2 protein-coding genes are annotated in these 4,493 nt (G+C 71.5%); both read left to right on the top strand.

The genetic code is table 11. The features are described from left to right. On the top strand, positions 1–2,543 hold a 2,543-nt coding region (locus tag SGA01_RS40485; protein ID WP_141303400.1), incomplete at its 5' end, for a non-ribosomal peptide synthetase. Positions 2,544–2,563: 20 nt separating this feature from the next. After that, on the top strand, positions 2,564–4,493 hold a 1,930-nt coding region (locus tag SGA01_RS40490), incomplete at its 3' end, for a condensation domain-containing protein (RefSeq protein ID WP_141303402.1).

Raw genomic sequence — 4,493 nt, forward strand, 5'->3', positions numbered from 1 at the left:
CGGTGCGCTCCGGTGCGGGTGACGCGCTGACCTTCCGGGTGCCGGCCGCCACGGCGGAGGGCCTGCGGAAGCTGGCCTCCGGCCAGAACGCCTCCCTCTTCATGGCGGGCCTCGCGGCCTTCCAGGTGCTGCTGTCGCGCTGGTCGCGGCAGGACGACATCACGGTCGGCACCCCCATCGCGGGCCGCAACCGCGCCGAGGTCGAGGACCTCGTCGGTTTCTTCGTGAACACGCTGGTCATGCGCTCGGACCTCACGGCCAACCCCTCCTTCACGGACCTCCTCGGCCAGGTGCGCGAGACGGCCCTCGGCGCGTACGCACACCAGGACCTTCCCTTCGAACGGATCGTCGAGGCGCTCGCCCCCGAGCGCGACCTCTCCCGCACCGCCCTCTTCCAGGTCATGTTCGAGCTCCGCGAGAGCACCCTGGGCACGACGGACTTCGTCACCGACGGCGCGCGGTGGACCTCGGACGAGACGGTGATCTCGGAGGCGGCCAAGTTCGACCTGTCGCTGACGCTGACCCCGGCGGGAGACGGCGGCTTCGCCGGAGAACTCGTCTACTCCACCGAGCTGTTCGACCGCACGACGGTGGAGCGCCTCGCCGGCCACTACACGAACCTGCTGGCCGCGGCCGCGGCCGACCCGGCGCGCCCGGTCGGAGAGCTCGGCCTCCTCGGCGCCCCGGAGCGCGAGCGGCTGCTCGGCACCTTCAACGACACGGCGGTCCCGTACGAGGACGACGTCACCGTCCACGAGCTCTTCGCGCGGCAGGCCGCCCGCACCCCCGAGGCCGTGGCGATCACCTGCGAGGGCGCCCGTCTCACGTACGGGGAGCTGAACGCCCGCGCCAACCGGCTCGCGCACCACCTGATCGACCTCGGCATCAAGGCCGAGGACCTGGTCACGGTCTGCGTCGACCGGGGGCCGGAGCTGATCGTCGCCCTCCTCGGCGTGATGAAGGCCGGCGCCGCCTACGTCCCGCTCGACCCCGAATACCCGGCGGCCCGCCTGGAGTTCATGCTCGCCGACACCCGCGCCCCGCTGGTCGTCACGCAGGCGCACCTCGCGGACCGGCTTCCGGAGGCGGCCGCGCGGGTCCTCCTCGACACCGACGGGCCCACGATCGCCGCCCGCCCCGCCACCGACCCCGCACAGCGGTCGGGCCCGGACGACCTGGCGTACATCATCTACACCTCCGGATCGACCGGCACCCCCAAGGGCGTCATGATCCAGCACCGGTCGATGAGCAACCGGCTCCAGGAGATGCGCAGCCGGTACGGGATCACGGACGCGGACCGTGTCCTGCAGTTCGCCTCGGTGACCTTCGACGCGGCGGCGGAGCAGATCTTCCCCACCCTGATCTCCGGCGGGCGGCTGGTCATGCGCGGCATGGAGAAGTGGAGCCCCGCCTCTCTCCTCCACACCGTCGAGTCCGAGGGTGTCACCGTCGGCGAGCTGACCCCCGCGCTGTGGGAGCAGGTCGTCCCGCACCTCGGCAACGGCCGGTCCCTGGGCCCCGGCTTCCGGCTCCTCGTCCTGGGCGGCGAGCAGGTCCCGGCCGCGGCGGTGAAGGAGTGGTTCCAGTACACCTCCGTGCCGATCTACAACACGTACGGCCCGACGGAGACGACGATCACCGCCACGTCCAGCCTGATCACGAGGCCGCGCGGGGTGATCCTGATCGGCTCGCCGATCGCGAACACCGAGGCCCTCGTGATGGACCGCTTCGGCGGCCCGGCGCCCATCGGCGTCCCCGGCGAGCTGTGGATCGGCGGCGCCGGCGTCGCCCGGGGCTACTGGAACCGGCCCGAGCTCACCGGCGAGGTTTTCGTCCCGCACCCCTTCTCCGAGGAGCCCGGGGCGCGTGTCTACCGGACCGGTGACCTGGTGCGCTGGCTCCCGGACGGGAACCTGGAGTTCCTCGGCCGGATCGACCAGCAGGTGAAGCTGCGCGGCCTGCGCATCGAGCTCGGCGAGATCGAGTCCGCGCTGTCCGGGCACGAGGACGTCGCGGCGGCCGTCGTGATCGTCCGCGAGGACAGCCCCGGCGACAAGCGCCTGGTCGGCTACTGCGTCCCGGCCGCCGGCCGCGAGCCGAGCGTCGCCGCCCTGCGGGCGCGGCTCCGCGAGAGCCTGCCGGACTACATGGTCCCGAACTGGTTCGTCCTGCTCGACGCCCTGCCGCTGACGCCCAACGGCAAGGTCGACCGCAAGGCCCTGCCGGAGCCGGAGGGCGACCGCCCGGAGACGGACGACGCGTACGTCGCCCCGCGCACCGAGGTGGAGCGGATCATCGCCGGCATCTGGAGCGAGGTCCTCGGCATCGACCGGATCGGCGTCCACGACAACTTCTTCCACCTCGGCGGGCACTCGCTCCTGGCCACCCGGGTGATCAACCAGATCGACCTGCTGACCGGTCTCGAAGTCAGCCTCAGGAAGTTCTTCCTCGCGCCCACCGTCGCGGACGTCAGCGCGCACGTCCTGGAGCTGCTCGCGCTCGAGGACACCACCACCGCCACCTCCGACTCGACTTCTCTCTGATCAGGTAAGGGAAAATTCCGATGAGTATCGCTACAGGCGACAGCCTCGAGTCGCGTCTTCTCGCCCGGATGAGCAAGCGCACGGTGGACGACCGCATCAAGCGGGTCGAGAGCCCGGGCGGCAAGCCGCTCTCCTTCGCGCAGCGCCGGCTGTGGTTCCTGGACCAGCTGGAGCCGGGGAGCGCGGAGTACGTGATCCCCTTCGGGTACGCGGTGGAGGGCGCCCTCGACCTGGCCGCTCTGGAGTCGGCGTTCTCGGGCCTGGTCGCGCGGCACGAGGTGCTGCGGACCCGGTTCGTGACCGGTGAGGACGGCGAGCCGGTCCAGGTCGTGGACGGCGCGTGGCGGGTGCCGGTGGAGGTCGTGGACCTGCGGGACGTCGCCGACGAGGCCGAGCGCGAGACGCGGGCCCGTGCGGCCGTCGACGCGGGTGTGGGCGGGACGTTCGACCTGTCGAGCGGCCGGCTGCTGCGGGTGACGGTCGTGCGTCTCGCGGACGACCGCCAGCTCCTGGCGATGGCGATCCACCACATCGTGGCGGACGGCTGGTCGGTGTCGGTCCTGACGGACGAGCTGCGGGAGTTCTACACGGCGGCCCTGTCCGGCCGGGCCGTGGAACTGGCCGAACTGCCGATCCGGTACGGCGACTTCGCTCTCTGGCAGCACGAGTGGCTGACGCCGGAGCGGGAGGAGCGGCAGCTCGGCTACTGGCGGGAGAGCCTCGCCGGGATCGAGCCGCTGGAGCTGCCGACGGACCGTCCGCGTCCGCTGCACCGCTCGGGTGCGGGTGACGCGGTGACGTTCAGGGTCGGTGCGGAGGTGGCGAAGGGTCTCCAGGACATCGCCTCCGCCCAGGGCGCCTCGCTGTTCATGGCGGGCCTGGCGGCCTTCCAGGTGCTGCTGTCGCGGTGGTCCCGGCAGGACGACATCGCGGTCGGCACTCCCATCGCGGGCCGCAACCGTGCCGAGGTCGAGAACCTGGTCGGCTTCTTCGTGAACACCCTGGTCATGCGGTCGGACCTCACGGCGAACCCGTCCTTCACGGACCTTCTGGGTCAGGTGCGCGAGACGGCGCTCGGCGCGTTCGGGCACCAGGATCTTCCCTTCGAGCGGATCGTCGAGGAGCTGGCCCCCGAGCGGGATCTCTCCCGTAACGCTCTCTTCCAGGTGATGTTCGCCCTCCAGAACGTGCCGGAGAGTGCCTGGACGCTGCCGGGTCTGTCGATCGAGACGATCGAAGTCGCCACGCATGCCTCGAAGTTCGATCTGACGCTGTTCCTCACCGAGCAGTCCGACGGCTCGCTCGACGCCGAGATCGTCTACTCCACCGAGCTGTTCGACCGTGCCACCGTCGACCGCCTCGCCGGCCACTACACCCGCCTCCTGGACGCGGTCGTCGCCGACCCGGCCCGCCCCGTCGGAGAGTTCGACGTGCTGACCGGCGCCGAGCGGGAGCAGGTCCTCCGTACCTTCAACGACACCACCGTCCCGTACGAGGACGACACCACCGTCACCGCGCTCTTCGAGCGACAGGCCGCGCGCACCCCGGACGCCACCGCCGTCACCTTCGAAGGCACCCGCCTCACCTACGCCGAGCTGAACGCCCGGGCGAACCAGCTGGCCCACCACCTGACGGACCTCGGCATCACGGCCGGCGACCTGGTCACGGTCTGCCTGGACCGGGGCACGGACATGATCGTCGCGCTCCTCGGCGTGACGAAGGCCGGCGCCGCGTACGTGCCGCTCGACCCGGACTATCCGGCGGCCCGGCTGGAGTTCATGCTCTCCGACACCCGCGCGCCGCTGGTCGTCACGCAGTCGCACCTGGCCGACCGGCTCCCCGGCACGGCCGCGCACGTGCTGATCGACGCCGACTGGGACACCATCGCGGCGCACGCCGACACCGACCCCGTACCCCAGTCGGGGCCGCAGGACCTGGCGTACATCATCT

The sequence above is a fragment of the Streptomyces gardneri genome, from assembly GCF_006539185.1.
Taxonomy (GTDB): domain Bacteria; phylum Actinomycetota; class Actinomycetes; order Streptomycetales; family Streptomycetaceae; genus Streptomyces; species Streptomyces gardneri.